Origin of the sequence: Pseudomonas sp. BIC9C (assembly GCF_034541995.1) — a bacterium.
GTDB lineage: Bacteria > Pseudomonadota > Gammaproteobacteria > Pseudomonadales > Pseudomonadaceae > Aquipseudomonas > Aquipseudomonas fluorescens_CC.
On sequence record NZ_JAWDGM010000001.1, the window covers coordinates 1,622,095 to 1,647,745 of the forward strand.

The window sequence follows — 25,651 nt, forward strand, 5'->3', positions numbered from 1 at the left end:
GGGCAGCGGGACATCCGTTGATTACCCAGAGCCCCGCCCCATGCCTTTGCTCGAAACACCCTTCGCCAGCCTCGACCTGATCCGCCAGCCCGAACAGCAGAACGAACCGTTGCAAGCGTTCGATGCGGCCGATGAATACCTGCTCAATCATCTGGCCGAACAGCAGCCGGCGTCAGGCACCCGGGTATTGGTGCTCAATGACAGTTTCGGCGCGTTGGCGGCCAGCCTGGCGGGTAAGGTGCGGGTGGTCAGCAGCGGTGATTCGTTCCTGGCCTTCCAGGGCCTGGAAAAGAACCTGGTGCGCAACGGCCTGGCGTTTGATGCAGTACCGGGCATCCCCGCCAGCGAGCCCCCAGTCGGGCCGTTCGACTGCGTGCTGATCCGTGTACCGAAAACCCTGGCACTGCTGGAAGAACAGCTGATACGCCTGCAAGGTCAACTGGCACCCGGCGCCCAAGTGGTTGCCGCAGCCATGATCAAACATCTGCCCCGGGCGGCGGGCGACTTGCTGGAGCGTTACATCGGCCCCGTGCAAGCCTCGTTGGCCGTGAAGAAGGCACGGCTATTGATTGCCACCGCTCAAGACACAACGCCAGCCGTATCGCCTTACCCGACGCGATACAGACTCGACGAACCGGCTATCGAACTGCTCAACCACGCCAATGTGTTTTGCCGCGAAGGCCTGGACATCGGCACCCGGGCGTTTTTGCCACACCTGCCGAAAAACCTCGGCTCGGCGCGGGTCGCCGATCTCGGTTGCGGCAACGGCGTTCTGGCCATCGCCAGTGCCCTGCAAAACCCCGAGGCCCACTACACGCTGGTGGACGAATCCTTCATGGCCGTGCAATCGGCCTCTGAAAACTGGCGTGCAGCGTTGGGCGAACGGGAAGTGACCGTGCGTGCCGGCGACGGCCTGGCCGGCCAGGAACCGCAATCGCTTGACGTCGTGCTGTGCAATCCACCGTTTCACCAGCAGCAGGTGGTGGGCGACTTCCTGGCCTGGCGGATGTTCCAGCAGGCGCGCGAAGCGCTGGTCGTGGGCGGCGCGCTATACATCGTCGGCAATCGTCACCTGGGTTACCACAGCAAGCTGGCGCGATTGTTCCGGGGCGTCGAGCAAGTGGCAGCCAATCCGAAGTTCGTGATCCTCAAGGCGCGCAAGTAACAGGCAAAAAAAACCCTCCGGCAGGAGGGTCGTAAATCCGTGCCTCGAGGCCACGGGAGAGATGTCAGTGCGTGGTCAGGCCGGCTGCGTTCATGAACAGACGCATCAGGCTGGCGACGATGAACAAGGCGCCTACGCTGCCGACCCAGATCAGGGCCAACCAGCCGAGCCGCTGCCACAGCGGCTTTTTTTCGGCTTCTTCAATGTCGTGCAGGGAATGTTTGGCAGCCATAACGTTTCAATCCTCTTCAAGATTGATGGCGTCGCTTCCGACGCCATCGCGAGCAAGCTCGCTCCCACAGGTGCAGGGTGCAACAGGCTAGTGGTAACCGTCTTCATGGGTGACCTTGCCGCGGAACACGTAGTAGCTCCAGAAGGTGTAGCCCAGGATGAACGGGATGATGAACAGCGTGCCCACCAGCATGAAGCCCTGGCTTTGCGGCGGCGCGGCGGCATCCCAGATCGAGATCGACGGCGGGATGATGTTCGGCCACAGGCTGATGCCCAAACCGCTGTAACCGAGGAAGATCAACACCAGTGTCAGCAGGAAGGGCGTGTAGTGCGCGTTGCGGGCCACGGCGCGGATCAGGCCGTACATCGTCACCAGCACCAGAATCGGCACCGGCATGAACCAGAACAGATTCGGCATGGTGAACCAGCGTGCGGCGATTTCTGCGTGGGCCAACGGGGTCCAGATGCTGACGATGCCGATCACCGCCAGCAGCACGAAGGCCAATGGTCGTGCCAGGTCATGCATCTGTTCCTGCAACTTGCCTTCGGTCTTCATGATCAGCCAGGTGCAACCGAGCAACGCATAGGCCACCACCAGCGCCGCACCACAGAACATTGTGAACGGTGTCAGCCAGTCCAGTGAGCCACCGGCGAACTGCCGATTGACCACCGGCAGCCCATCGATGAACGCGCCGAGCGCAACGCCCTGGAAGAACGTCGCAGTGATCGAGCCTCCGATGAACGCCTTGTCCCACAGGTGGCGCTTGTCGTCCCTGGCCTTGAAGCGGAACTCGAAGGCCACACCGCGGAAGATCAACCCGATCAACATCAGGATCAGCGGCAGGTACAACGCCGAGAGCACCACCGAATAGGCCAGCGGAAACGCACCGAACAACGCCGCGCCACCCAGCACCAGCCAGGTTTCATTGCCGTCCCAGACCGGGGCGACGGTGTTCATCATCACATCGCGATCCGTCTTGCCCGGAATGAACGGGAAGAGAATGCCGATGCCCAGGTCGAAACCGTCCATGACCACGTACATCATGATGCCGAAGATGATGATCACGGCCCAGATCAGCGGAAGATCAATACCCATGATTCAAATCTCCTTGGTCAGGCTGTGGTCGGCATCGGCGTGATCGTCGTCGGCTGCAGACAGCGGACGGGCCGGTGTGCGTTTCTGGCCGGGACCGCCGTCGTTGGTTTCCTTGCCTTCGTCGATCTTCGGCCCCTTGCGCACCAGGCGCATCATGTAGCCCAGACCGGCGCCAAACAGCGCGAAATAAACCACGACAAACAGGATCAGGGTGATGCTCATCTGCATGAAGCTATGGTTGGACGACGCATCCGCCGTACGCATCAGGCCGTAGACCACCCACGGCTGACGGCCGATTTCCGTGGTGAACCAGCCGGCGAGGATCGCGATCAGGCCTGACGGCCCCATCCACAACGCCAGGTACAGGAACGGCCGCGAGGTGTAGAGGGTGTCACGCTTGCGCAGCCACAGGCTCCACAGCCCGGTGAAGATCATCAGGAAGCCCAGGCCCACCATGATCCGGAACGACCAGAACACAATGGTCGAATTTGGCCGGTCTTCGGGCGGGAACTCCTTGAGGGCCGGCACCTGTTTATCCAGGGAGTGCGTGAGGATCAGGCTACCCAGGTATGGGATTTCGACCGCGAATTTGGTCTTCTCCTCCTTCATGTCCGGCCAGCCGAACAGGATCAACGGAGTCGCCTCGTCGCCTTTGTTTTCCCAGTGCCCCTCGATCGCGGCGATTTTCGCCGGCTGATGCTCAAGCGTGTTGAGGCCGTGGAAGTCACCGATGACCGCCTGGATCGGCGCCACGATCAACGCCATCCACATCGCCATCGAGAGCATTTTGCGGATCGCCGGGTTGTCCTTGCCGCGCAGCAAATGCCAGGCCGCGGAGGCACCGACGAAGAAAGCCGTGGCAACGAACGCCGCCGTGGCCATGTGCATCAGGCGATAGGGGAACGAGGGGTTGAAGATAATCGCCAGCCAGTCGGTGGGGATGACCTGACCGTTGACGATCTCGAAGCCCTGCGGGGTCTGCATCCAACTGTTAGAGGCGAGAATCCAGAAGGTCGAGATCAGCGTACCGATAGCAACCATCACGGTGGCGAAGAAGTGCAGGCCACGCCCGACCTTGTTCCAGCCAAACAGCATGACGCCAAGGAACCCGGCCTCGAGGAAGAATGCTGTGAGCACTTCATAGGTCAGCAACGGCCCGGTTACGGAACCGGCGAAGTCCGAGAAGCGGCTCCAGTTGGTGCCGAACTGATAGGCCATTACCAGACCGGAAACCACCCCCATGCCGAAGTTGACGGCAAAGATCTTCGACCAGAAATGGTAGAGGTCACGGTAGGTGTCGTTATGGGTTTTCAACCAGAGGCCTTCGAGTACCGCCAGGTAACTCGCCAGGCCGATGGTGATGGCCGGAAACAGGATGTGGAACGAAATGGTGAACGCGAACTGGATTCGGGCGAGATCAAGTGCCTCTAAACCGAACATAAGTCTTCCTCTGTCAGGTAGTACGGCTGCTGGCTGGAAGCCTGCACCCACGGCCCCCACGGATATGGAGTGTGGCGAATCCCTTTTTGTTCTTTTTTGCACGCATCACAACGCAGGACGTCTGGCCTTGCGGCCGCCGGATCAATTCCTTTTGCGGGTTTTGATCTGGATCAATCAACGTTGAAAGAGTAGTCCCATTTCCGGGGATGAACCGCGTGGTCTTTTGCCGCGTGACAAGTTGCCTCATGGCTTTTGTTATCTGCTGCAACACATTCCCTGTGGGAGCGGGCTTGCTCGCGAAGAGGGCGGCACATCCAGAATTGAAGTCGACTGACACTCCGCCTTCGCGAGCAAGCCCGCTCCCACAGGATTTGTCGTGCTGCAGAAATCGATGTCTAGCTAACTAAATTTTTTGTCATGGCAACTTCGTGTTACAGGTTGGTGATAATCTCGCCGTTCCCCCCTCCCCAGATTTGCCCGCAGATGCCCAGCCAAGAGCCCTTGCTGTTACGCCACCATCGCCCTTTTCTCGCGTTCTGGCTGGCCCGGATATTTACCGCCAGCGGCTTCCAGATGCTCACCGTGGCCATCGGCTGGAACCTGTATCAGTTAACCGGCAACGTGCTCGACCTGGGCCTGGTCGGCCTGGTCGAGTTCGCCCCGCGCGTGCTGTTCATGCTGCACACAGGGCATGTCGCCGACCGCTATGACCGGCGCAAGGTTGCGGCGATCTGCCAGTCCTTGCAGGCACTGATCGCCCTTTCGTTGGCCATCGGCAGCGCAACCGACCATGTCACCCGGGAAATGATCTTTATCCTGGCCTTCCTGCTCGGTGCCGCTCGCTCCTTTGAAATGCCGACCACCCAGGCCCTGCTGCCCAGCATCGTGCCCAGCGCGCTGTTTCCCCGTGCGGTGGCCGCCGCGCAATCGGCCCAGCAATCGGCAACCATCGTCGCCCCGGCCCTCGGCGGTTTGCTCTACGCCTTCGGCAGCGTCTGGGTGTATGGCCCGACGGTGCTGCTGTATGTCATCGCCTGTTCGCTGATGCTCAACCTGCCAGCCCGGCAAACCCCGCTGAACAAGGGCAAGGCCACCCTGGATTCACTGCTGGCGGGCATTCGCTTCATCCGCAGCCGTCCGGACATTCTCGGGGCAATCTCCCTCGATCTGTTCGCGGTGCTATTGGGCGGTGCGACAGCGTTGCTGCCGGTGTTCGCCAAGGACATCCTTCTGACCGGCCCGTGGGGGCTGGGCCTGTTGCGTTCGGCACCGGCAGTGGGTGCACTGCTGATGTCACTGTTCCTGGCGCGGTTTGCCGTGGAGCGCAATGTCGGGCGGGTGATGTTCACCGCCGTGGGCATCTTCGGCGTGGCAACCATCGCCTTCGGTCTGTCGACCTCGTTCTGGTTTTCCCTGGCGGTGTTGGTGGTGTTGGGCGCGGCGGACATGATCAGTATGGTGATCCGCGCCTCGTTCGTTCAACTGGAAACCCCGGACGAAATGCGTGGCCGGGTCAGCGCCGTGAACGGTCTGTTCATCGGTGCCTCGAACCAATTGGGCGAATTCGAATCGGGCCTGACCGCCCACTGGTTCGGTACCGTGCCAGCGGTGGTCATGGGCGGGATCGGCACGCTGGTGGTGACCGGGGTGTGGGCCAAACTCTTCCCGACCCTGGCCAGCCGTGATCGCATGCACGTGGCTAAAGATGAAGAGAAGGAGGAAGCGACAGTCCAGGCAGGCTAAACCAGCAACTCCCCCGCCACCGCCGCACGTGTGGCTTTTCCGCAGAGTTGTTCCACCAGCGCCAGGGCAAATGCCAATGCGGCAGCCGAGCCCTGGGCGGTGATGCAGTTGCCATCGACCACTACCGGTTGATCGACGAAGTTACAGCCCAACAGTTGATGGCTGGCCGATGGCAGACAGGTCATGCGCCGTTGACGCAAAACGCCAAAGGCTTGCAGCGCCACGGCGGGCGCTTCGGCGATGCCGGCGAACAGGCGACCGGCTGCCGCCTGATCCTTGATCAATTGTTGCAGGGGCTGATGCGCTGCCAAGTGCTGCGAACCCACCGCACCACCCGGCAAGGCGATCAGGTCGAAGGGCTGCGCCAGCAAGTCCACCAGCATCGCATCGGACGTCAGGCGAGTGCCGCGGGCGCAGGTGAGCATGCGTCGCCCTTCGATACTGGCCACCACCACTTCTATCTTGGCGCGGCGCAGTACGTCGATCAGGGTCACGGTTTGCAGGTCATCGGTGCCCTCGGCGAGGGCAATCAAGGCTCTAAAGGTCATCGGGTACTGTCCACGGAATGATCTTTTAAGCGTAGTCAGCTTTCCCGAGCCTTGTTCGATACCTGAGGCTACTGGATATAAAGCTGCGTCGACATCGTATTGCCGGGCGCGTTGATCGAGGTGTTGCTGAAGGTCAGCGTGCCTTCCTGCTTGCCTGCCAGATCGAGGGCATACAGATAGCCGACGGTTTTTTCCCCGGGAGTGCAACTGGTCAGGTTGCCGTTCTTGAACGCGCAGACCGGTGTGCGGGTGCCATTCACTTCGAAACCGTCCAGGGCGACATGGGCCTCGCGTCCATAACCCACTTCCAGTACGTACACCGTGATGTTCGGGCCATTGTGATCGCAGCGAGTCCGGGTTTGCCCTTCGTCGATGTTCTCGACGCCACAGGACGGCGACGCGACTTTGAGTACTTTCAATTGCGTCAATGGCGCAGCCGAGGCTGCCACGGCCGTTTGAGCCCCGAAAAACAACGCCATCCATACTCCGAAGGCGGCAACCAGACGCTTTTTCATGTAGGACCCATCCACCCCAAAAAACCAGCGCGCAGTATGGCGCACTTGGCTTTGTCGCAAAACATCGACGACGATCACCGCCATAAGCAGCCATATTCCCAAGCTACTGGTATGATGCGCGGCTTTTTCCGGCCCACAGTAATTTCCAGGCGCGTTCTGCTGCCTGTGCTTTGCTGTTGAGGTCGATACATTCACGGCGCCCGGCGCGCCACGGGGAGCAGACATGCTGGAAAGGCTGTTTCAACTCAAGGCACACAACACCAACGTGCGGACCGAGATTCTGGCGGGCGTCACGACCTTTTTGGCCATGGCCTACATTCTGTTCGTCAACCCGAGCATCCTCGGCGAGACTGGCATGGACAAGGGCGCGGTGTTTGTCGCCACCTGCCTGGCAGCTGCCATCGGCTCGACGACCATGGGCCTGATCGCCAACTACCCGATCGCCCTCGCACCGGGCATGGGCCTGAACGCCTTCTTTACCTACACCGTGGTCCTGCACATGGGCCATACCTGGCAAGTGGCGCTCGGTGCGGTGTTCATCTCGGCGGTGTGCTTCTTCCTGCTGTCGATCTTCCGCATCCGTGAATGGATCATCAACAGCATCCCGCTGCCGCTGCGCTCGGCGATTGCCGCCGGTATCGGCCTGTTCCTGGCACTGATCGCCCTGCACAACGCCGGTATCGTGGTCAGCAACCCGGCGACCATGGTCGGCCTCGGTGACCTGAAACAACCGGCGCCGATCCTCGCCACCCTCGGTTTTGCCCTGATCGTCGCGCTTGAAGCCCTTGCCGTGCGCGGTGCAGTGCTGATCGGCATTCTGGTGGTGACTATCGTTTCGATCGTGATGGGCTTCACCCCGTTCGGCGGCGTGATGTCGATGCCGCCATCGCTGGCCCCGACCTTCCTGCAACTGGACATCAAGGGCGCACTGGACATCGGTCTGGTCAGCGTGATTTTTGCGTTCCTGTTCGTCGATCTGTTCGACAACTCCGGCACCCTGATCGGTGTGGCCAAGCGCGCCGGCCTGATGGGCAAGGACGGCCACATGCCGAAAATGGGCCGCGCCCTGATCGCCGACAGCACCGCGGCCATGGCCGGTTCGCTGCTGGGTACCTCGACCACCACCAGCTACATCGAATCCGCCGCTGGCGTGAGTGCCGGTGGCCGCACTGGCCTGACCGCCATCGTCGTCGCGATCTTGTTCCTGCTGGCGCTGTTCTTCTCGCCACTGGCCGCCAGCGTTCCAGCCTTCGCCACCGCACCGGCCCTGCTGTTCGTCGCCGTGCTGATGACATCCGGCCTGGCCGAAATAGACTGGGACGACATCACTGTTGCCGCGCCTGTGGTGATCACCGCGCTGGCCATGCCATTCACTTACTCCATCGCCAATGGCATCGCCTTCGGTTTCATTTCCTGGACCGCCATCAAGCTGATGTCCGGTCGTGGCCGTGAACTGAACCCGGCGCTGGTGATCCTGTCGATTCTGTTCGTGATCAAGCTGGGTTGGTTCAACGCATGACTTTTGATTCCCAGGCCTATGCCGTTCAACTCGAAGAAAAGGTCACGCGTTTGCGTGACCTGCTGGCCCCGTTCGATGCACCCGAGCCAGCCGTTTTCGATTCACCGCTGAAAAACTTCCGCCTGCGCGCCGAGTTCCGCCTGTGGCGCGAGGCCGGTGAGCGTCATTACGCGATGTTTTCCCAGGAAGACAAACGCACGCCCATCCTGATCGAAGAGTTCCCGATTGCCAGCCTGCGCATCAACCAGTTGATGCCGCAGCTCAAGGCTGCATGGCAAGCCAGCGCGGCCCTGAGCCACAAACTGTTCCAGGTGGAGTTCCTGACCACGCTGGCCGGCGACGCGATGATCACCCTGTGCTATCACCGCCCGCTGGACGAGCATTGGCACGCGGCGGCCTCGAAACTGGCCGCGGACCTGAACGTCAGCATCATCGGCCGTTCGAAGGGCAAGCGCGAAGTCATCGGTCACGATTACGTGGTCGAGCAACTGGACGTCGGCGGTCGCACCTTCAGCTTCCGTCAGCCAGAGGGCGCTTTCACCCAGCCCAACGGTACGGTGAACCAGAAGATGCTCAACTGGGCATACGATGCGCTTGGCGATCGCTCCGATGATTTGCTGGAGCTGTATTGCGGCAACGGCAACTTCACCCTGCCGCTCGCCACCCGCGTGCGCAAAGTGCTGGCCACCGAAATCAGCAAGACCTCGGTCAACGCGGCGTTGAGCAATCTCAGCGAAAACGCGGTGGATAACGTCACCCTCGTGCGTTTGTCCGCCGAAGAACTGACCGAAGCCCTGAATGAAGTGCGCCCGTTTCGCCGCCTGCACGGCATCGACCTCAAGAGCTACGAATTCGGCAGCGTGTTCGTCGACCCGCCCCGCGCCGGCATGGACCCGGACACCTGCGAGCTGACCCGGCGCTTCGACAACATCCTGTACATCTCCTGCAACCCGGAGACCCTGGCAGCCAACATCGCCCAACTGCACGACACCCACCGCATCACCCGATGCGCAATGTTCGACCAGTTCCCGTGGACCCATCACATGGAGTCCGGGGTGATGCTGACCCGGCGGTGATTGCTTCTGCCAGGCACAAAAAAGCCGTCGTCACGACTAATGCCAGTCAGTTAAGCTGACTGGCATTTTTATTTTTGATCGGATACTTCGGGGATTTCAGCCTGATAGCTCGCGGATAAACCCGCTCTTCCCGGCGATGCGGCAGTACATAGTGCGGGGCCGAGGCATGCAATTCGGCGAGGTATTTGGGGATGTTCCCTGAGCGATCCGCAGAAACGCCATTGATAAAACCCAGGATCGCCCAAGTACACGCGGTGAAGCTTAGCTCGCACGGATGGATGCCCGGACAATGGCGGCTCATTTCCACCATCTGATAACGCAACAGGTTGTAGCCCAGCAACACGCCCCACAACTCTTGCTCGATCATCTCGGGCGTCTTGCTACGCAACGTGTAGCTGCTGTTGAGCAGTGTCTGTTTCATTTCCCTGAATCCTAATTCGATTTCCCAGCGATGGCTGTATAGGTCGACGATTTCATCGGATGGGAAACGCAGCGGATCGACCATCGACGTCAAAATCTGACAGACCTTGCCCTTTACGGTCTTGCTTAGGAGCCTTGCGGTTAGGCGCTCTGGCAAGCCTGGCCACTGCTTGCGGGCCTGCGGCGAAGTGCTGAGCGAGACCACCGCATCCTGACGCCCCAAGCGCTGAATCACTTCGTACTGCGCACCTTTACGCAGCGGCATCAGCCAATGCCGCTCAGTGCCGGCCTGCTGCCATTGGTGCAGCAACCCCAAGGAGTAGAAACCGCGATCAAACAGCGTCAGCGAGTGATCTGGCGTGGTGTCGATCAGTTGCTCTGCCAGTTTCATTTCGTTACTGCGATAGCCATCAAAAGCACTGCCGATCAGCAAATGGCTGGTCAACTCCATTTGGCAAACCATGCGCACCTGAGGAAAACCGGTATCGCCATGCTGGTTGCTGGCGGAGTCGTAACGCGCACGGTTTTCGGGTGTATCGGGCGTTCGCCAGACGACACCGTCGACCCCCAGTAAACGCAATCCGGCCCAGGTCGGATGGCCGGCCGCTTCATGCCAGCTTTTCTGCGTCAGATCGAAGACTTGTCGTACGGCCTCGCTACCCAATCGTTGACGGGCCTGGACTACGGCGCTGGGTGCGACCAGTGGGCGTTGCCCGGGCAGCATGATGTTCATGCGACTGACCACATCCCACGCCGACATGCGCCGGAAAAACGCCATGGAGATGACGCACCAGAGCATCATTTCCAAGGGCAGACGCCGCTTGCGAAGGGTGGCTACGCCGGCCTGTTCCAACGCTTGCTCGACCAGAGAGGGATCAAGCAACGAGTCCAATCCCTCAATGGAATTGGGAGTCGAGACGAAGTTGTGGGTTAGTTCCAGTGCCCGAGCCAGACGCATAAAAAAATCCGATGCCTATTCAGGCATCGGATTTTGATTTCTTGCGGCCAAAGGTCAAGCGACGAGGCTTAACTGATCGGCATTAGTCGTCACGACGGCTTTTTTGTGGGCACTTACAAGACGACATCGACCTTGCGCGGGCGCCCGCCTTTCCTGCCGTTGGCGCGCGCAGCTTCAGACTTTGCGGCGCTGCTCTGGCGACCATTGCGCGAAGCGACGACCGAGGCTGCCATGGCCATCAGCGGTTTGCTCGCAGAAATCATCCCGGCGATAGATACATGCAGGTCCTTGCCTTCATGGCACAGTGCAGTACCCGCGTAGTCAGTAGTCAGACTGGCGAAGTCCTCGACCTCAAAATCAGCGAACTCCGGATAGTTGGCCACGGGCAACAATACACCGCTGCCATCTTCGAAGCTAACGGCCAGACAGGGGGCCAAGTAAGTAACCGCTGTCGCCTGCAGGCTATTTTTTCTGCGTAATTCGCCACGTTCAATGGCTTTGTTCAGGCTACTTTCCGTTACGGGATTGTCGGCCTGAGCCTTGGCTTTTATCGTTTTCATAACTCAATCTCCACACCTTCCTGTGTGCCCAGCAGAGACAGCACCGTCTTGTTCGTTTGAGGTACGTAGCAAGCCGATCCGATCATGTTGGTGGTACTGACCACCCTTTTCACCACAACGACTTCGTTGCTTTGCCAGTCCCACAATTGATTATCAAGACAGACCGTTTGTAATTTTCGCCACCAGATGCCGCGGGCGCGCCGCAAGTGGGCAGGTGCCCTGAGCGATTGGCGCACCCCCTCAAGCACCGCCAGCGGTGGCCGACGCGAAAGCGGAACCACATCCCAGAGCTCGACACCGTTGTGCCAGAAGCTGAACCTGAATCTCGCACTCCACGTACCCGCTTCCACATGCGCATGAGGCGGACAATGTTCGTCTCGCAACATGATCACTACCGACAGTCCTTTGAAACTGCATACCTTCATTCTAACCCATCCGTTAGGTTTATGAATCCGAGAATCGGACATTCGCTGGAAAATCCGACCGCTGGCATTGGCAGTCGAATCAATTCATCCGTCTTCAGGCTAGCGTCCTCACGATTCCCGGACCTGCGGAACACCACGCGAATTGGTAAGAAATCCTTTCTTTACAGCGCTGGCACCTGATAGATACTGATCCAGCTTCTTCATCTGATCCCCGGTGTAATCAATCATGCAGCGACAATTCGACGATCTTCAGTTGGGCAGCATTGAGCTGTTTTGCCTCGCGGCCGAGGCTGGCAGTTTTACTGCCGCGGCGCTGGTGGCAGGTGTCACCCCCGCGGCCGTGAGCCGTTCGGTGTCGCGCATGGAGGAACGCCTGGGGGTGCGTCTGTTTGCGCGCACCACACGCAGTGTGAAGCTGACCGATAGTGGTCGCCGTTATTACGAAGAATGTCGCCAGGCCCTGGCACAACTGGTCGAGGCCCAGCGCGAGGTGATGGGTCAGCAGCAGGTGCCGTCCGGTACTTTGCGCATCAGTATTCCAACCACCTACGCGCATCATCGAATCCTGCCGCTGTTGCCCGAATTTCGGGCTCGCTATCCGGCGGTGAAGGTCGAGTCGCACATCAGCAATCGCAACATCGATTTCGTCGGCGAAGGCTACGACATGGCGATTCGTGTGCGAGCCATCCCGGATTCTGGCCTGATCGCCCGACAGCTGGAAGATGCCGCCCTGGTGATGATCGCCAGCCCTGATTACCTGAAACGAGCCGGCACACCGCAAACCCTCGACGATCTCGAAAACCACGAATGCATTCAGTACGAATTGCCCAGTAGCGGCCGACGCATTGCCTGGCTGTTCAACGACGAAGGCGTGCCCCGGGAGATTCTGGCCGAAGGCAACCTCAGTTGCTCCGACGATGTACTGGGTGGTGTGACCCTGGCCAAACATGGGGCGGGGTTGTTTCAGACCTATCGGTTTATCGTTGAAAAGGAACTGGCCGATGGCTCACTGGTAGAAGTGCTCAAGCCGTATGGCGGACGCTCGCGGCCATTCACCCTGCTTTACCCGCAAAGCCGTCATGTTCCGCTGCGCTTGAGGGCGTTCATTGATTTTCTGGTGGAGCATTTGCCGCGCTGAATAGCGAAAGTGTCCGATCATCGCCCACAAACCGTCAGCGTGCCTTCTCTGCAATTGACCGAATTAACTAGTTAGTACAATTTATCTCCACAGGCCGAGAACCTCGGCCGATTCCAAAAATAATAAGTGGAGAGATTCCGATGTCCCCTATCGTTCTGGTGCTCAACGGCCCGAACCTGAACCTGCTCGGCACCCGTGAACCGGCGACTTACGGCCACGAAACCCTGGCAGACATTTCGGCCCTGTGCGGGCGCGCCGCCGAAGAGTTCGGCCTGGCAGTGGAGTTTCGCCAGACCAACCATGAAGGCGAGTTGCTCGACTGGATTCACGCAGCCCGTGGTCGCTGCGCCGGGATCGTCATCAACCCTGCCGCATGGACTCACACCTCGGTCGCCATCCGCGATGCCCTGGTCGCCAGTGAACTGCCCGTCATCGAAGTCCACCTGTCGAACGTGCATGCCCGCGAGCCCTTTCGCCACCACTCGTTCGTATCCGCCATTGCGACGGCGGTGATGGCCGGTTTTGGCAGTCACGGCTATCGCCTGGCGCTGGAACATTTCAGTCATCGTTTGAAGGGGTGATCGCCGTGACTCAGAACAACGTGGTACTGGCCGGGCTGATCGGCGCCGGCATCCAGGCTTCCCGCACACCGGCCTTGCACGAGCATGAAGGCGATGCTCAGGGGCTGCGCTACCTCTATCGCCTGGTTGATCTTGATCAGTTGAAGCTCGACAGCAACGCCCTGCCCGACCTGTTGATGGCCGCCGAGCGCATGAACTTCACCGGTTTGAACATCACCTTTCCATGCAAGCAGGCGATCATTCCGCTGCTCGACGAACTCTCACCGGAGGCCCGTGGCATCGGCGCGGTCAACACGGTGGTGCTCAAGGACGGCAAGCGCATCGGCCACAACACCGATTGCCTGGGCTTTGCCGAGGGTTTTCGCCGGGGTCTGAAAGGCGTTGCCATCAACCGTGTCGTACAGATGGGCGCCGGTGGTGCAGGTGCCGCGGTAGCCCACGCCTTGTTGAGCGAAGGCGTCCAACAGCTGAGCATTTTCGACGTGGACATCCGCCGCGCCCAGGATCTGGCCGACAACCTCAATCAGCATTTCGATGTCGGTCGAGCGGTGGCCGGGTATGACCTGCCGAGTGCCATGGCCCAGGCTGACGGCCTGGTGAACACCACGCCGATGGGCATGAAAAAACTGCCGGGCATGCCGGTGCCGGTCGAGTTGCTTCGAGCCGAAATGTGGGTGGCGGAAATCGTTTACTTTCCGCTGGAGACCGAACTGCTGCGCAATGCCCGCGCCCTCGGTTGCCAGACGCTGGACGGCGGCAACATGGCGGTGTTTCAGGCGGTAAAGGCGTTCGAGTTGTTCAGCGGCGTGGTGCCGGATGCCCAGCGAATGCTTGAGCATTTCCAGAGCATGAATGGCTGAAGATCCAGGTTGACGTGCTTTTGTGGCGAGCGAGCTTGCTCGCGTTGGGCTGCGCAGCGGCCCCAAATCCCTCGCCACATTGCATTTCTACAGGTCAGGCTTGCAAATAACGCAATACCGACTCGCAAATCATCTCCCGATGACGCTGCTTGATGCGTTCGTCCGGCAGGTCGATCTGAAAAATCTCACCAAAGGTGTGGCGGTTCGAGACGCGATAGAAGCAAAACGAACTGATCAGCAGGTGCACATCCAGCGGATCAAGACCGGCACGGAACAGCCCTTGCTCGGCACCGCGACGCAGAATCTCCCCCAGTGAATCGAGGATCGTGTTGTTCATCGCCTTGATCGCATCCGAGCGCTTCACATACTCGGCGTTGTGAATGTTCTCGATGCTGACGATGCGCACGAAATCGACGTTGCGGTCGTGGTGATCGAAGGTGAACTCCACCAGCCGCCGAATCGCCTCGACCGGCGCCAGTTCCGCCAGATGCAGGCGATTTTCGGTGCTGCGGATATCGCCGTAGAGTTTCTCCAGCACCTCGACGTAGAGCTGCTCCTTACTGCCGAAGTAGTAATAGATCATGCGCTTGGAGGTGTGGATGCGCTCGGCGATGGCATCGACGCGAGCACCGGAAAGCCCCTGCTGGACGAACTCGACTATCGCCTCCTGCAGGATGTTTTCGCGGGTCTTTTCCGGGTTGTTCTTGCGACTCTTGCGCGGCTCGGCACCCGGTTCGACGGAGGCTGCGGGGAGTTCTGAAGTCATTGTCATTGCGGGCTCACGGCCATCACTGCACAGGCTGGCGATTATGGGCCGCGCGACACGGTGAAGGAAGCCGCATAGCCCACGTTTAATCCCGCGTTTACGAAATTCCTACAACTTCGCCTGACGCAATGCGCCGCTACGGGATTTGGCCATGGCCGCCAGCCGCACCGCGACGTTGGCTGCGCCGTAGCCGGCATAACCGTTTTTACGTTGGATGATCTCAAAGAAGAATCGTCCCTCGAACGGCTCGGTGTACACATGAAACAGTTCACCGCCCTGGGCATCGCGGTCGTACAACACATTGTAGTAGGCCAGTTCGCTGAGGAACTCGTCATCGAAGTCGAACCGCGCCGCCAGGTCATCGTAGTAGTTGAGCGGGATATCCAGCAGCGGCACGCCCGCCTCTTTTGCACGGCTGACCTGGGCAAAGATGTCATCACAATCAAACGCGATGTGATGCACACCGGAGCCGCGATAACTCGACAGCGCGTGTGAGATCGCGGTGTTGCGGTTTTCGGAGATGTTCAGCGGCAGGCGGATCGAACTGTCGCGACTGCGCAAGGCACGGCTCTTGACCAGACCATAAGGATCCGGCAGCACGACTTCATCGTCCGCCTCGAAATCCAGCAGGCTCTTGTAGAACAGCACCCAGCTGTCGAGGCTGTCGGCCGGCAGTGCAATGGCCATGTGGTCGATGCGTTTGAGGCCACCGCTGACCGGCGCTTGCGGGTACAGATTGAAGTCAGTGCCATAGACATCGGCATGCTGATCCACCAGATAGATCAGGCTGCCATCCGGTGCACGCACCGCCGCCAGCTCCAATTCGTTGGGGCCCACCAGCCCGCGATAGGGCTGGCCTTTGTAGGCCACGGCACGGGCCAATGCGCTCGCGCTGTCCTTGACCCGCACGGCGGTCGCGCACAACGAAGGGCCGTGGGCTTCGAAAAAGCTGTGACCGAAGGAATAAGGCTCTGAGTTCAGGATCAGGTTGATATCACCCTGACGCAACAGGCTGACGCTCTTGGAGCGATGCTGCCCGGCCTTGACGAAACCCAGTCGTTCCAGCCAATGGGAGAGCTTGGCGCCGAGGCTTTCGTCCACGGCGAATTCGAGAAACTCGATGCCGTTGTACTCGCTGGCCTTGGGTGTTTCGAACAGAATCCCGGGGTTGGCCGCAGGTTTGGCTTGCTGCGCCAGACGCTCGCGGGTTTTCTCTTCCAGGTACAACAACGAGCGCAAACCGTCGGCGGCGTTGGCTCGTGGGGGGGCGGCGCGGAAACCATCGTTGAAGATTTCCAGCGACAATGGCCCGGTGTACCCGCTCTTGATGATTGGCGCGAGGAACCCTGGCAAGTCGAACTCACCCTGGCCCGGGAAGCAGCGAAAATGCCGGCTCCACTCCAGCACGTCCATGGCCAGGATCGGCGCGTCGGCCATTTGCACGAAGAAGATCTTGTCGCCGGGAATCTCGGCGATAGCACTGGGATCGCCCTTGAGCGACAAGGTGTGAAAGCTGTCCAGCAACACGCCAAGGCTTGGGTGATCGGCCTGACGCACGATGTTCCACACCTGTTGCCAGGTGTTCACATGCCGGCCCCAGGCCAGCGCTTCGTAACCGATGCGCAAGCCGCGTGCCCCGGCATGCTCGGCCAGCAGCCGCAAATCGTCGACCAGAATCTGTTCATCACCGATGGACTCGGTCGAGGCGTTGCTGCACACCAGCACCAGGTCGGTACCCAACTCCTGCATCAGGTCGAACTTGCGCTCGGCGCGTTCCAGGTTGCGCGACAGCCGATCACGCCGACAGCCTTCGAAATCACGGAACGGTTGAAACAGGGTGATGGCGATCCCGAGATCGGCACACATCTGTTTGATTTCCCGTGGACTACCGTCGTAGTAGAGAAGGTCGTTCTCGAAAATCTCGACACCGTCGAACCCGGCGGCGGCAATGGCTTCGAGTTTTTCCGGCAGGGTACCGCTCAAGGATACGGTGGCAATGGAACGCTGCATATTTCGGCTCCCGGTGGAGGCTTCGGCTACAGGGAATTTGCGCCGCTTTTAAAAGAGTGAGGGAATTATTGAGCCGGCCGATGCATTGAGCAATTTAAAGTGTACTACCCAGTTAGTTTTGTGTTCGATTATCGAACACAATGCCCGATAGCGAATTGACGATTTTTTGTTCACTGCGCAACATCAACACCACATTGGGTCCGGTTTTGAAACCACCGGTCCCGGTCAAGAAGACCCAGAACACCACATAAAAATTTCAAAAAACGGGTATACGCTCATGCGCTCATTCCACGCCTCGCTCACTCGCTCAACCGTCATTACGCCTTGCCTGGCGTCCATCCGAACAATGCGCACCGCCGGCACAACCGTGCCACTCGCTGAATAACCCGTCAGCCGACGAACACAGCCGATCAGCCCTTTCGCGCACGCCGCGACAGACCGATTGATCACGCGCCCTTGAAGTCACGACGAGCCTCGCTTGTCAGTCATTGAACGGATGGCACACATGATTCCTACTCAAAGCTCTCGCATGGCACCTGCCATGAGCACCGCCGGCGGCATCGGCGACAAGATTCGCGGCGCCATGGCGGTCGGCAAAACCCGTTGGGGCATGCTGGCACTGGTGTTCTTCGCCACCACCCTGAACTACATCGACCGCGCCGCATTGGGCGTGATGCAGCCCATCCTGGCCAAGGAAATGAGCTGGACGGCGATGGATTACGCCAACATCAACTTCTGGTTCCAGGTGGGTTACGCCATCGGTTTCGTACTGCAGGGCCGGTTGATCGACCGGGTCGGTGTGAAGCGCGTGTTCTTCTGCGCCGTGCTGCTCTGGAGCCTGGCGACCGGCGCCCACGGCCTGGCCACTTCGGCGGCCGGCTTCATGGTCTGCCGCTTCATCCTCGGCCTGACCGAAGCGGCGAACTACCCGGCCTGCGTGAAAACCACCCGCCTCTGGTTCCCGGCCGGCGAGCGCGCCGTGGCCACCGGGATTTTCAATGCCGGGACCAACGTCGGTGCGATGTTCACTCCGATGCTGCTGCCGCTGATCCTGCACGCCTGGGGCTGGCAGGCCGCGTTCCTGTGCATGTCGGCACTGGGCGGGATCTGGCTGCTGTTCTGGGGCTTGAAGTACTTCAACCCGGAAGAGCATCCGAGCGTCAAACAATCGGAGCTGGACTACATCCAGAAAGAAGTCGAGCCGGAACAAGCCCGCGTGCCGTTCTCGAAAATCCTGCGCATGCGCGGCACCTGGGCCTTCGCCCTCGCCTACTCGATCACCGCGCCGGTGTTCTGGTTCTACCTGTACTGGCTGCCGCCGTTCCTCAATCAGCAATACAACCTGGGCATCAACGTCACCCAGATGGGCATTCCGCTGATCATCATCTACCTCACTGCCGACTTCGGTAGCGTTGGCGGCGGCATCCTCTCCTCGTTCCTGATCGGTCGAGGGGTCAACCCGATCAAGGCGCGGCTGATGTCGATGCTGCTGTTTGCCTGCTGCATCATCGGCGTGATCATGGCCGCCGGTTCCAGCAATCTGTGGGTCGCCGTATTCGCCATCTCCCTGGCCATCGGCGCGCACCAGGCCTGGACCGCAAACATCTGGAGTCTGGTGATGGACTACACGCCCAAGCACATGATGAGCACGGTATTCGGCTTCGGCGGCATGTGTGCGGCGATTGGCGGGATGTTCATGACCCAGTTGGTCGGCCATATCCTGACCGTCACCAACAACAATTACACGGTGCTGTTCACCCTGATTCCGGCGATGTACTTCATCGCGCTGACCTGGATGTACTTCATGGCACCGCGCAAGATTCCGCAAGTAGAAGGCTGATGTTCCCTCGGCGCAGGCCCGGTCTCGGGCCTGCGCTTTTTTTTGCCTGCGTTTTGCCGCAGCTTAGCGGCGGCTTTGCTGCCAGGCCGCCGCCAACCCGCTGCAGCAGATCACGGCAATGCCGATCACGGTGGTCAGTGTCGGCGTATGGGAAAACAGCAGCCAGCCCAGCAGGCCGGCGAAGATGATCTGGCAATAGCTGAACGGCGCCAGCAGTGCCGGTGCAGCGAGACGGAACGCCTGGGTCAAAAACAGGTGTGCCGTCATCCCGCAGGCCCCCAGCGCCAGCATCATCGCGCCATGCATCAGGTTCGGTGTCTGCCAGAAGAACGGCACCAGCGCACTCATCACCAGCGTGTTGCACAAGCCCGCGAAGAAATTGCTGGTGGTCGGGCTGTCGATCTCGCTGAGCTTGCGCGTCAGCAGTTGATAGAAGCAGAAAAACAGCGCCGAGCAGAACGGCAGCAACACCGCCGGGGTGAACAGATCTCCCCCCGGGTGAACGATGATAAGCACCCCGATAAAACCGCAAATCACCGCCAGCCATTGCCCCCGCGTCACTCGCTCCTTCAGCAGCGGCACCGACAACGCGGTGACCAGTACCGGTGCCAGGAAGTTGACCGACGTGGCCTCGGCCAACGGGATGTACATCAACCCGGTGGTGAAAAACAGACTGGTGCCCAGCAGACACAGCGCCCGGATCACCTGAAGCAATGGCCGCTTGGTACGCAGGACCCGCAGCCCGGATTGCGGCAGGAAAATCCCGGCCATCAGCAAGGTGTGAACCAGGTAGCGCGCCCAGACCACCATGACAATGGGATAGAAACTGGAGAGGTATTTGGAAAAGGCGTCGTGGGTGGAAAACAGGAAGGTTGCGACAACGATCAGCAAGATCCCTTTGAAGGGCTGATTGACGCCGGAAAGCGGGGTGCTGACGGTCATTGGGTTTCCTTACTTGAAGTCAAAAGCATCGCATGTAGGAGCGAGCTTGCTCGCGATGGTCGTCAACGATGATGATGGCTGCCTGGATAAACACGGCGCCCTCACGTCCATCGCGAGCAAGCTCGCTCCTACAAGCGAAAGGTGCGCTGTACCGACTACAGCCGCGCCAACAATTCCCGGGTTTTATCCAGCGCCATCTGCGCCCGGTCCAATCCACTCACGCCCTGCTCCAGCAACTGCACGGTGGGAATCTCCAGGCTCAATGGAATGTTAGTCGGCAAAATCCCCAACAACCCCTGCAGATCACAATCGCCATCGCCAGGAAAACGCCGTTCGTTACGCGCCTGGCGCAAGATCTCCGCCATATCGGTCGGCCGCAGTCCTGCGACGTCACACAACTGCGCATACCGTAACCGTGAGGGAGCAACTTTGGCCAGATCTTCCAGCCGCGATCCCGAACGATCGAAGTGGAAGGCGTCCACCAACACGCCGCCGTTTTCCCGCCCGGCGTTTTCTACAATACGCACGGCTTGTTGAAGATTGCGCGCATCGGTCCAGGGCATGAACTCCAGATGCGGGTGCAGCCCATAGAGTGCCGCCAGATCACAGAGTTCAGCAAAATGCTCCGTCAGCCGTTGTTCATCAGGATCGTTGCCGGCCACCAGCAATTCACTGGCACCCAATTGGGCCCCCACCGCCAGGATTTTCTCAAAGTCGGCGACGACGGTATCCGGCTTGAGACGCAGAATTTCGACGTCCAGCACCCCGATACCGGTATCGCGCAGGCGCGCCAGGGTTTGGCGCCGCAACTCGCTGTCGGCCACCAAGGCAAAATGGTGTTCCTCAGGGGTCGCCGGTATCAGGCGCAAGCCGACATGGCTGTAACCGGCCCGCGCGGCGACCTCGACCATGTCGGGCGGTGACAGCTCCAGCACCGTCAGGCTGGCCAGGGAGAAGACTCGTTCGCTCATGGTCAGCCCTCGACCAGGGATGGCGTGCAGGCACGACCGGTTTCGGCGGCTTCGCGGATGGCTTCGATCAGTGCCAAAGTACGTGCGGCATCGGCGGCACTCACCAGCGGCTCGACTTCTCCACGCGCAACACGCACAAAGTGCTGCAACTGCAGACGCAAGGCTTCTTCGGCACTGAAGCTTTCCTGGGTGGCCAGCAATGGTTGATGCCATCCACCATCGGCTTGCGTGTAGTGCCAGTGCTTGAGCTGCGGAATGCTCAGTGCCCCACCCGTTCCGGCCAACAAGTAACACGGTTGATCGGCGTGACGCGGATAAACCGGGTTCTCTCCTGAATCCAGCTCCCAACTCCAGGGGGCGGCCACCGCATCCGAGCCGGTCAGGCTGCCCAGCGCACCGTTGTCGAATTGCAGCAACACCGCCGCGCAGTCTTCGTTGGCAAACCCGCGTATGGCGTTGCTGGTAATGGCTTGAACCTGACGCACCTCGCCGCACAAGTGCCGCAGCAGATCGAGGTCGTGGATCAGGTTGGTCAACAACATCCCCGCACCGGCCTCGCGGCGCCAGGGTGTTTCGAAATAGCTGTCGGGCTTGCGCAACTGCCAGAGCGCCGTGACCGTGGTCAGCCGCCCCAATGCACCGCTGTGGATAAGTTCGTGGGCGCGGACGATCAGCGGATTGTGGCGACGATGATGGCCGACCAACACCGGAACACCACTCGACTTCGAGGCAGACACCAACTCCCGGGCCTCATCCAGGTGCACACCCACCGGTTTTTCCAGCAGTACCGGCACACCGGCCGCGAGGCAATCGAGGGCCGTACTGACGTGCAGCGTGTTCGGGTTGGCGACGATAACGGCGTCCGGCTTCGCCTGCTCCAGCATCTGTCGATAATCGGCGAAATGGGCCACGCCCCATTCAGCCGCAAGACTGGCCGCCTGCGGTCCGGGATCGGCCACGGCGCACAAGGTCGCTTCGGTCATGGATTGCAGATGCCGGTAATGCTGCTGGCCCATGTTGCCAGCACCGATCAAAGCGATGCGAAGGGGTGAGTTCAAGATGCGGTCCTCTTGTCAGTGTTATTGGAGCGATGAATTCCAATAATTTAGAACCGAGTTCCAGATTCTTACACAGACCAACCCTGAAAGTGTTCGAACAGCGCACAGCTTCTCAATTTGAACGCTGTTCAAAATGTGGGAGCGGGCTTGCTCGCGAATGCAGTGTGTCAGGCACCATGGATGTCAGCTGCCACACCGCTTTCGCGAGCAAGCCCGCTCCCACAAGGGATTTGCAGAGGCTTTAGCAGAACAACTCCGACGCCAGGCTCGCCGCCGACAACTCCTCGGCGTACGCCAGCAACAACGGCGCCAGCTCATGCAGCCGCGCCCCCGGCATCCGCGCGCTCGGCCCGGCGACGCTGAGCACGCCGATCACCCGCCCATCGGCGGGATGGCGCACCACCGCCGCAATGGCTGAAGTCCCCACCGCCGAACTTTCCTCGACGCAGGCGTAGCCCTGTTCTCGCGCCAGACGCAGGCGTTCAAGCAATTCGATGTTGGAGCGCGGCGCGTTCGGCCCCACATGGTCCGGCACCTGCGCGTCCTGCCGCTCCACCAGCGACAAGGCTTCGGCATCGCTCATGCACGCCAGCCACGCATGTCCCGAGGCGGTGTAAAACAATGGCGCATCGCGGCCCATGTCCGGGTCGTAACGCAAACCCGAGCGAGCGCCCTGGGATTTGGCGATCCAGGTCTGACGCTCACCGTCGATCACACCCAGGCGCACCAGTTCGCCGGTTTCCTGAGCCAGTCGATCAAGCACCGGCTGCACGATATCGGCACCGCTGCTCGACAGATAACGGAAGCCCATCGCCACCAGTTTGGTCGAGAGGTGATAGCGCAAATTCTCCGGATTCTGCCGCACGTAACCGAGGCGGATCAGCTCGGCCAACAGGCGATGGGTCGCGCTCTTGGGGATATCCAGCTGCTCCGCCAGAGTCTGCATCGGCAGGCCACGGGGATCGCTGGTGAGGCTTTCGAGCACACTGAAAACACGTTCGATCTGACTGCCGGCCATGGTCACTTCCACACAAAATTTGCTCGATTCTAGAAGACATCCGATCGAATGCGAAATCTGGAACTGACCGTTCGATAACCGCCCGTTTTATGCCATCAATACTTTTCCGGCTTCCTCTGATTCTTATATTTTATGGAATCAGATTCCAAAAAAATTAAAACACCGGAGTTCAAACAATGCCTGCCCAAGCGCACTTCCTTCCCGACATCGACTGCGATGTGCTGATCGTTGGCTCCGGTGCGGCGGGACTGTCGGCGGCCGTGACCGCCGCGTGGCACGGACTGAAAGTCATAGTGGTGGAAAAGGACCCGGTATTCGGCGGCGCCACGGCCTGGTCCGGCGGCTGGGCCTGGGTGCCTTGCAACCCGCTGGCCCGGCGCGCAGGCATCGTCGAAGATGTTGAGCTGCCTCGCACTTATCTGAAACACGAACTGGGCGAGCGCTTTGATCCGGCGATGATCGACGCTTTCCTGGAGGCTGGCCCGCGGATGGTGTCGTTCTTCGAGCAGCACACCTCGCTGCAATTCGCCGACGGTAACGCCATTGCCGACATTCATGGCGACACGCCCGGGGCAGGCACCGGTGGGCGCTCGGTGATCGCCGCCCCTTACGACGCACGAAAAGTCGGCAAGCTGCTCAAGCGTCTTCGCAAAACCATGCGGGAAACTTCGTTCATGGGCATGCCGATCATGGCGGGGGCGGATCTCACGGCATTCCTCAACCTGACCCGTTCACTGTCGGCGGCCTGGCACGTTACGCGGCGCTTGGGCCGTCACCTGTTCGACCTCGTCGTACATGGCCGGGCGATGCAACTGGTCAATGGCGTGGCACTGGTGGCGCGTCTGGCAAAATCCGCGGACGACCTCGGCGTGCTGCTCTGGGAATCTGCGCCCGTGACCCGATTGCTGCGCGAGAACGATCAGGTACGAGGCGCTGTAGTCAGCACCGCCAAAGGCTCGGTGCGCATCCATGCACGCAAGGCCGTAGTGCTCGCGGCAGGTGGTTTCGCCAATGACATCGAGCGCCGCAAGGCGCTGTTCCCCCGTACACCGACCGGACATGAGCATCTGGCCTTGCCGCCCCTCGGCGTTTGCGGCGATGGCCTGCGCCTGGGCGAAAGTGCCGGTGCGCGGGTGAATACCGACATGGCGTCTGCCGTCGCCTGGGCGCCGGTTTCTCAAGTGCCGCACAGCGACGGCAGCACGGGACACTTCCCGCACATCATCGAGCGTGGCAAACCAGGCATCATCGGTGTGCTGAGCAACGGCCAGCGCTTCGTCAATGAAGCCAACGGTTACTACGACTACGTAACGGCCATGGTCGCCGCCGCCCCACAGGGTGAAGAAGTGGCGTCGTGGCTGATCTGCACCCATGGCTTTCAGCGTCGTTATGGCCTGGGCATCTCTCGGCCATTTCCGGTGCCGCTGGCGCCCTTCATCCGCAACGGCTATCTGAAAACCGGCAACACGCTCGAGGAATTGGCTGCAGCCTGCGGTATCGACCCGATCGGCTTGCGCACCACCCTGTCGGACTACAACCGCCATGCGCGCAACGGCGAGGACCCACAGTTCGGTCGTGGTTCCACGCCCTACAACCGCAAACAGGGTGACGCAATGCAACAACCCAACCCATGCGTCGCGCCGATCGAACAAGGCCCCTACTATGCCGTGAAAGTCCGGCCGGGCTGCTTCGGCACCTTCGCCGGGCTCAAGGTCAACCCACATGCCCAGGTCCTGGACGACGCAGCGCAGCCCATCGCCGGGCTGTATGCGGCGGGCGGCGACATGGCGAGCATCATGGGCGGTCATTACCCCGCTGGCGGCATCAATCTTGGCCCGGCGCTGACCTTCGGCTACATCGCCGCGCGCCATATCGCAGGCGTCACTGCTTATGAAAAGGAGATCGACCATGCAGCACATCGTTAACGCACAGGGTTTGAACATGCCGAAACTCGGCCTCGGCACTTGGCCAATGCTCGGTGAGGAATGCACCCGTGCCGTGGAGCAGGCTCTGGCCCTGGGTTATCGGCACATCGACACGGCAGCGGCCTACAACAACGAAGACGCAGTCGGTCAGGCGCTGGCGAACAGCCCGACACTCCGCGAGCAAATACATGTCACGACCAAAGTCTGGTGGGACCAGTTGCAACCCGACGCCATGCGCCACTCCATGGACCGTAGCCTCAAAGCCCTGCGCAGCGAATACGTCGACCTGTTCATGCTCCATTGGCCAACCACCGACTGGGATTTGCCCCGCACCATCGACACCCTGGTGTCGTTCAAGGAACAAGGCCTGGCGCGCAACATTGGCGTGGCGAACTTTCCGCTGCCCTTGTTGCGCAAAGTCGTCGAAGAACTGGGAGCGCCCCTGTCGGCGATCCAGGTCGAGTACCACGTGCTGCTCGGACAAAACGCACTGCTCAACTACGCCCGCCAACACGACCTTGCGCTGACGGCCTACACGCCACTGGCACGCAACAAGGTGTCGCAGATTCCGGCCATCCAGCAGATCGCCGCGAAACACGGCGTACTGCCGACCCAGGTCGCACTCAAATGGCTGCTCGATCAACCCAACGTGGCCGCGATCCCCAAGGCCAGCAGCGAGGCCAATCAACTGGCCAATCTTTCGGCACTGGATGTGCAACTGGATGACGAAGACCGTGCCTTGATCGCCGGCCTGTCCAAACGCGAGCGACAGGTCAGCCCGGACTTTGCGCCGGTGTGGGATGCATTCGACGAATAATCCGCAAGACCGGCGATCGCCCTCACGAT

At 60.3% G+C, this 25,651-nt stretch carries 24 protein-coding genes; 10 read left to right on the top strand and 14 right to left on the bottom strand.

Annotated features, from left to right (window positions below; all coding sequences use genetic code 11):
- The first annotated feature begins 40 nt into the window (after positions 1 to 40).
- A complete protein-coding gene (locus RS887_RS07575; RefSeq protein ID WP_322614923.1) occupies positions 41 to 1,165 on the top strand; it encodes a methyltransferase in 1,125 nt (374 codons plus the stop codon).
- Positions 1,166 to 1,229: 64 nt separating this feature from the next.
- On the opposite strand, the gene RS887_RS07580 is transcribed toward RS887_RS07575, so the two are convergent.
- The 3 genes from RS887_RS07580 to RS887_RS07590 form a co-directional block, all read right to left on the bottom strand.
- A complete protein-coding gene (locus RS887_RS07580) occupies positions 1,230 to 1,397 on the bottom strand; it encodes a DUF2474 domain-containing protein (RefSeq protein WP_007975773.1) in 168 nt (55 codons plus the stop codon).
- Between the two features lie 87 nt (positions 1,398 to 1,484).
- On the bottom strand, positions 1,485 to 2,492 hold the full coding sequence (gene cydB / locus RS887_RS07585; RefSeq protein ID WP_218486040.1) for a cytochrome d ubiquinol oxidase subunit II: 1,008 nt from the start codon (positions 2,490 to 2,492) through the stop codon (positions 1,485 to 1,487).
- Between the two features lie 3 nt (positions 2,493 to 2,495).
- Positions 2,496 to 3,932, bottom strand: coding sequence for a cytochrome ubiquinol oxidase subunit I (locus RS887_RS07590; RefSeq protein ID WP_322614924.1), 1,437 nt, complete (start codon positions 3,930 to 3,932; stop codon positions 2,496 to 2,498).
- 483 nt (positions 3,933 to 4,415) lie between these two features.
- Between RS887_RS07590 and RS887_RS07595 the strand changes: the two genes are divergently transcribed.
- The gene (locus RS887_RS07595) at positions 4,416 to 5,675 is read left to right on the top strand and encodes an MFS transporter (RefSeq protein WP_322614925.1); all 1,260 of its coding nucleotides are present in this window, start codon (positions 4,416 to 4,418) and stop codon (positions 5,673 to 5,675) included.
- Here RS887_RS07595 and RS887_RS07600 read toward each other — a convergent pair.
- A complete protein-coding gene (locus tag RS887_RS07600) occupies positions 5,672 to 6,223 on the bottom strand; it encodes a DJ-1 family glyoxalase III (RefSeq protein WP_204934912.1) in 552 nt (183 codons plus the stop codon). The genes RS887_RS07595 and RS887_RS07600 overlap by 4 nt on opposite strands.
- A gap of 68 nt (positions 6,224 to 6,291) precedes the next feature.
- The gene (locus RS887_RS07605; protein ID WP_322614926.1) at positions 6,292 to 6,738 is read right to left on the bottom strand and encodes a DUF4879 domain-containing protein; all 447 of its coding nucleotides are present in this window, start codon (positions 6,736 to 6,738) and stop codon (positions 6,292 to 6,294) included.
- 223 nt (positions 6,739 to 6,961) lie between these two features.
- On the opposite strand from RS887_RS07605, the gene RS887_RS07610 reads away from it, so the two are divergent.
- Positions 6,962 to 8,257: an NCS2 family permease gene (locus tag RS887_RS07610; RefSeq protein WP_008022569.1), complete on the top strand. Its 1,296-nt coding sequence runs from the start codon at positions 6,962 to 6,964 to the stop codon at positions 8,255 to 8,257.
- On the top strand, positions 8,254 to 9,333 hold the full coding sequence (trmA, locus tag RS887_RS07615; protein ID WP_322614927.1) for a tRNA (uridine(54)-C5)-methyltransferase TrmA: 1,080 nt from the start codon (positions 8,254 to 8,256) through the stop codon (positions 9,331 to 9,333). The genes RS887_RS07610 and trmA overlap by 4 nt, the downstream gene beginning before the upstream one ends.
- Positions 9,334 to 9,379: 46 nt before the next feature.
- On the opposite strand, the gene RS887_RS07620 is transcribed toward trmA, so the two are convergent.
- From RS887_RS07620 to RS887_RS07630, 3 genes are all read right to left on the bottom strand, one after another.
- A complete protein-coding gene (locus tag RS887_RS07620; RefSeq protein WP_322614248.1) occupies positions 9,380 to 10,711 on the bottom strand; it encodes an IS4 family transposase in 1,332 nt (443 codons plus the stop codon).
- 113 nt (positions 10,712 to 10,824) lie between these two features.
- Positions 10,825 to 11,271, bottom strand: coding sequence for a DUF2442 domain-containing protein (locus tag RS887_RS07625; protein WP_322614928.1), 447 nt, complete (start codon positions 11,269 to 11,271; stop codon positions 10,825 to 10,827).
- Entirely contained in the window at positions 11,268 to 11,696 is a 429-nt protein-coding gene (locus RS887_RS07630; RefSeq protein WP_322614929.1) for a DUF4160 domain-containing protein, read from the bottom strand. The genes RS887_RS07625 and RS887_RS07630 overlap by 4 nt, the downstream gene beginning before the upstream one ends.
- Before the next feature lie 226 nt (positions 11,697 to 11,922).
- On the opposite strand from RS887_RS07630, the gene RS887_RS07635 reads away from it, so the two are divergent.
- The 3 genes from RS887_RS07635 to RS887_RS07645 all read left to right on the top strand — a co-directional run bounded on the left by RS887_RS07635 (position 11,923) and on the right by RS887_RS07645 (position 14,275).
- Complete coding sequence (locus RS887_RS07635; protein WP_008022572.1) at positions 11,923 to 12,834, top strand: LysR family transcriptional regulator; 912 nt, start codon at positions 11,923 to 11,925, stop codon at positions 12,832 to 12,834.
- A gap of 140 nt (positions 12,835 to 12,974) precedes the next feature.
- Positions 12,975 to 13,415 (top strand): type II 3-dehydroquinate dehydratase, encoded by a 441-nt coding sequence (gene aroQ / locus RS887_RS07640; RefSeq protein ID WP_008022574.1) that lies wholly within the window; start codon positions 12,975 to 12,977, stop codon positions 13,413 to 13,415.
- 5 nt (positions 13,416 to 13,420) lie between these two features.
- Positions 13,421 to 14,275 (top strand): shikimate dehydrogenase, encoded by an 855-nt coding sequence (locus tag RS887_RS07645; protein ID WP_322614930.1) that lies wholly within the window; start codon positions 13,421 to 13,423, stop codon positions 14,273 to 14,275.
- Between the two features lie 94 nt (positions 14,276 to 14,369).
- Here the strand turns inward: RS887_RS07645 and RS887_RS07650 are convergent, their stop codons facing one another.
- Together RS887_RS07650 and quiC are read right to left on the bottom strand one after the other, a co-directional pair.
- Positions 14,370 to 15,047: a TetR family transcriptional regulator gene (locus RS887_RS07650; protein WP_322614931.1), complete on the bottom strand. Its 678-nt coding sequence runs from the start codon at positions 15,045 to 15,047 to the stop codon at positions 14,370 to 14,372.
- A 102-nt stretch (positions 15,048 to 15,149) separates the two neighbouring features.
- Entirely contained in the window at positions 15,150 to 17,051 is a 1,902-nt protein-coding gene (quiC, locus tag RS887_RS07655; RefSeq protein ID WP_322614932.1) for a 3-dehydroshikimate dehydratase QuiC, read from the bottom strand.
- Between the two features lie 505 nt (positions 17,052 to 17,556).
- Here quiC and RS887_RS07660 point away from each other — a divergent pair.
- Positions 17,557 to 18,891, top strand: coding sequence for an MFS transporter (locus RS887_RS07660; RefSeq protein WP_322614933.1), 1,335 nt, complete (start codon positions 17,557 to 17,559; stop codon positions 18,889 to 18,891).
- Positions 18,892 to 18,954: 63 nt separating this feature from the next.
- On the opposite strand, the gene RS887_RS07665 is transcribed toward RS887_RS07660, so the two are convergent.
- From RS887_RS07665 to RS887_RS07680, 4 genes are all read right to left on the bottom strand, one after another.
- The gene (locus tag RS887_RS07665; RefSeq protein ID WP_322614934.1) at positions 18,955 to 19,833 is read right to left on the bottom strand and encodes a DMT family transporter; all 879 of its coding nucleotides are present in this window, start codon (positions 19,831 to 19,833) and stop codon (positions 18,955 to 18,957) included.
- A 155-nt stretch (positions 19,834 to 19,988) separates the two neighbouring features.
- Entirely contained in the window at positions 19,989 to 20,804 is an 816-nt protein-coding gene (locus RS887_RS07670) for a sugar phosphate isomerase/epimerase (protein ID WP_322614935.1), read from the bottom strand.
- A gap of 2 nt (positions 20,805 to 20,806) precedes the next feature.
- Positions 20,807 to 21,862, bottom strand: coding sequence for a Gfo/Idh/MocA family oxidoreductase (locus RS887_RS07675; protein ID WP_322614936.1), 1,056 nt, complete (start codon positions 21,860 to 21,862; stop codon positions 20,807 to 20,809).
- Positions 21,863 to 22,103: 241 nt separating this feature from the next.
- Positions 22,104 to 22,880, bottom strand: coding sequence for an IclR family transcriptional regulator (locus tag RS887_RS07680; RefSeq protein WP_322614937.1), 777 nt, complete (start codon positions 22,878 to 22,880; stop codon positions 22,104 to 22,106).
- Between the two features lie 176 nt (positions 22,881 to 23,056).
- On the opposite strand from RS887_RS07680, the gene RS887_RS07685 reads away from it, so the two are divergent.
- Both RS887_RS07685 and RS887_RS07690 read left to right on the top strand, forming a co-directional pair.
- Positions 23,057 to 24,805: an FAD-dependent oxidoreductase gene (locus RS887_RS07685; RefSeq protein WP_322614938.1), complete on the top strand. Its 1,749-nt coding sequence runs from the start codon at positions 23,057 to 23,059 to the stop codon at positions 24,803 to 24,805.
- On the top strand, positions 24,789 to 25,622 hold the full coding sequence (locus RS887_RS07690; RefSeq protein WP_322614939.1) for an aldo/keto reductase: 834 nt from the start codon (positions 24,789 to 24,791) through the stop codon (positions 25,620 to 25,622). Before RS887_RS07685 ends, RS887_RS07690 begins: the two co-directional genes overlap by 17 nt.
- The last annotated feature ends 29 nt before the right edge of the window (positions 25,623 to 25,651 follow it).

Coding starts and splice junctions, on each gene's coding strand:
- RS887_RS07660 (WP_322614933.1), top strand. CDS start 17,557: ATGATTCCTACTCAAAGCTCTCGCATGGCACCTGCCATGAGCACCGCC.
- RS887_RS07635 (WP_008022572.1), top strand. CDS start 11,923: ATGCAGCGACAATTCGACGATCTTCAGTTGGGCAGCATTGAGCTGTTT.
- RS887_RS07595 (WP_322614925.1), top strand. CDS start 4,416: ATGCCCAGCCAAGAGCCCTTGCTGTTACGCCACCATCGCCCTTTTCTC.
- RS887_RS07690 (WP_322614939.1), top strand. CDS start 24,789: ATGCAGCACATCGTTAACGCACAGGGTTTGAACATGCCGAAACTCGGC.
- RS887_RS07575 (WP_322614923.1), top strand. CDS start 41: ATGCCTTTGCTCGAAACACCCTTCGCCAGCCTCGACCTGATCCGCCAG.
- quiC (WP_322614932.1), bottom strand. CDS start 17,051: ATGCAGCGTTCCATTGCCACCGTATCCTTGAGCGGTACCCTGCCGGAA.
- RS887_RS07600 (WP_204934912.1), bottom strand. CDS start 6,223: ATGACCTTTAGAGCCTTGATTGCCCTCGCCGAGGGCACCGATGACCTG.
- trmA (WP_322614927.1), top strand. CDS start 8,254: ATGACTTTTGATTCCCAGGCCTATGCCGTTCAACTCGAAGAAAAGGTC.
- RS887_RS07650 (WP_322614931.1), bottom strand. CDS start 15,047: ATGACAATGACTTCAGAACTCCCCGCAGCCTCCGTCGAACCGGGTGCC.
- RS887_RS07630 (WP_322614929.1), bottom strand. CDS start 11,696: ATGAAGGTATGCAGTTTCAAAGGACTGTCGGTAGTGATCATGTTGCGA.
- RS887_RS07605 (WP_322614926.1), bottom strand. CDS start 6,738: ATGAAAAAGCGTCTGGTTGCCGCCTTCGGAGTATGGATGGCGTTGTTT.
- aroQ (WP_008022574.1), top strand. CDS start 12,975: ATGTCCCCTATCGTTCTGGTGCTCAACGGCCCGAACCTGAACCTGCTC.
- RS887_RS07670 (WP_322614935.1), bottom strand. CDS start 20,804: ATGAGCGAACGAGTCTTCTCCCTGGCCAGCCTGACGGTGCTGGAGCTG.
- RS887_RS07620 (WP_322614248.1), bottom strand. CDS start 10,711: ATGCGTCTGGCTCGGGCACTGGAACTAACCCACAACTTCGTCTCGACT.
- RS887_RS07610 (WP_008022569.1), top strand. CDS start 6,962: ATGCTGGAAAGGCTGTTTCAACTCAAGGCACACAACACCAACGTGCGG.
- RS887_RS07625 (WP_322614928.1), bottom strand. CDS start 11,271: ATGAAAACGATAAAAGCCAAGGCTCAGGCCGACAATCCCGTAACGGAA.
- RS887_RS07580 (WP_007975773.1), bottom strand. CDS start 1,397: ATGGCTGCCAAACATTCCCTGCACGACATTGAAGAAGCCGAAAAAAAG.
- RS887_RS07685 (WP_322614938.1), top strand. CDS start 23,057: ATGCCTGCCCAAGCGCACTTCCTTCCCGACATCGACTGCGATGTGCTG.
- RS887_RS07665 (WP_322614934.1), bottom strand. CDS start 19,833: ATGACCGTCAGCACCCCGCTTTCCGGCGTCAATCAGCCCTTCAAAGGG.
- cydB (WP_218486040.1), bottom strand. CDS start 2,492: ATGGGTATTGATCTTCCGCTGATCTGGGCCGTGATCATCATCTTCGGC.
- RS887_RS07680 (WP_322614937.1), bottom strand. CDS start 22,880: ATGGCCGGCAGTCAGATCGAACGTGTTTTCAGTGTGCTCGAAAGCCTC.
- RS887_RS07590 (WP_322614924.1), bottom strand. CDS start 3,932: ATGTTCGGTTTAGAGGCACTTGATCTCGCCCGAATCCAGTTCGCGTTC.